The 1,278-nt window shown below is 66.7% G+C and carries 1 protein-coding gene; it reads left to right on the top strand.

What is annotated here, in order from left to right:
* The coding region (locus EN943_RS37045) for a VCBS domain-containing protein (protein ID WP_206522892.1) at positions 1-1,278 on the top strand (1,278 nt) is incomplete at both ends.

Genomic DNA, 1,278 nt, shown 5'->3' with positions numbered 1-1,278 from the left:
GGACCGCGGTCGTGGTGGGCGCGACGGTCACCGGCGACTACGGCACGCTGATCATCACGGCGATCAACGGGACGACGGTGAACTACAGCTACACGCTGGAGCACAACGTCAATCATGCCACGGACGCAACGCCATTCGAGACGTTCACGGTGCATGTCGCCGACAGCGACGGCAACGTGGCCGACGATCCAAGCGCCTCGTTCCAGATCGCCATTGTCGACGACGTGCCGACGGCGGTTGCCGACACCGACAGCGTGACCGAAGACGGTGCGACGGTCGCGGACGGCAATGTCATCACGGCCAGCGGCGGCGCGGACGCGAACAACACGGACGGCGTTGCCGACACCAAGGGCGCGGACGGTGCGACGGTAACGGGCGTCGAAGCGGGCACGGTTGCATCGGCCTCGGGCCATGTCGGCTCGGCCGTGGCGGGCAGCTACGGTTCGATCACGATCGATGCGGACGGCCACTACAGCTATACGCTGAACAACGGCGCTGCGGCGGTCCAGGCGCTGACCACCGGCCAGCATCTGACCGACACGTTCACCTACACGCTGATCGATGGCGACGGCGACACCTCGACGACAACGGTCGAGATCACCATCAACGGCACCAACGACGTGCCGACGGTCACCGTTCCGCAGGTGGGGGCGCCTGGGACTTCGGTTGACGAGGCCGGCCTTCCGGCCGGCTCGGCTTCCCTGACCAATTCCGAGACGACGGCGGGCACGTTCAGCTATACGAACGGCGACGGCGCCTCGACGGTGACGATCAACGGGACCGCGGTCGTGGTGGGCGCGACGGTCACCGGCGACTACGGCACGCTGATCATCACGGCGATCAACGGGACGACGGTGAACTACAGCTACACGCTGGAGCACAACGTCAATCATGCCACGGACGCAACGCCATTCGAGACGTTCACGGTGCATGTCGCCGACAGCGACGGCAACGTGGCCGACGATCCGAGCGCCTCGTTCCAGATCGCCATTGTCGACGACGTGCCGACGGCGGTTGCCGACACCGACAGCGTGACGGAAGACGGTGCGACGGTCGCGGACGGCAATGTCATCACGGCCAGCGGCGGCGCGGACGCGAACAACACGGACGGCGTTGCCGACACCAAGGGCGCGGACGGGGCGACGGTTACCGGCGTCGAAGCGGGCACGGTTGCATCGGCCTCGGGCCATGTCGGCTCGGCCGTGGTGGGCAGCTACGGTTCAATCACGATCGACGCGAACGGCCACTACAGCTATACGCTCAACAACGGCGCCGCGG

The sequence above is a fragment of the Mesorhizobium sp. M7A.F.Ca.US.006.01.1.1 genome, from assembly GCF_003997935.1.
In the GTDB taxonomy this organism is placed as follows: domain Bacteria; phylum Pseudomonadota; class Alphaproteobacteria; order Rhizobiales; family Rhizobiaceae; genus Mesorhizobium.
Note: the sequence above shows the minus strand (reverse complement) of the source record. Positions and strands in the feature narration are given on the sequence as shown.